1 protein-coding gene is annotated in these 289 nt (G+C 72.7%); it reads right to left on the reverse strand.

The genetic code is table 11. The features are described 5' to 3' along the window. Positions 1-289 (reverse strand): PEP-utilizing enzyme (locus SB751_RS29530; RefSeq protein WP_410748965.1); only part of this gene is annotated, 289 nt, incomplete at both ends.

Here is a 289-nt window from a genome sequence, read left to right on the forward strand (position 1 = left end):
GGCGCGCTCATCGGCGTAGGCGGCCTGGCGGCGGCGGTATTCCTGCAGGATGCGTTCCGACGGATTGACCACCACCGCGCCGGCGGCGCCGTCGATGATCAGCATGTCGCCGTCGCGCACCAGCTCGCGCACGTTGCCCATGGCCACCACGGCCGGCACGCCCATGCTGCGCGCCACGATGGCGGTATGCGAGGTCGGCCCGCCCAGGTCGGTGACAAAGGCGGCGAAGCGTCCGCCGCGCAGGCGCAGCATGTCGGCCGGCGAGATGTCGTGCGCCACCACCACCAGC

The sequence above is a fragment of the Cupriavidus sp. SIMBA_020 genome (assembly GCF_046535395.1).
Classification (GTDB): domain Bacteria; phylum Pseudomonadota; class Gammaproteobacteria; order Burkholderiales; family Burkholderiaceae; genus Cupriavidus; species Cupriavidus campinensis.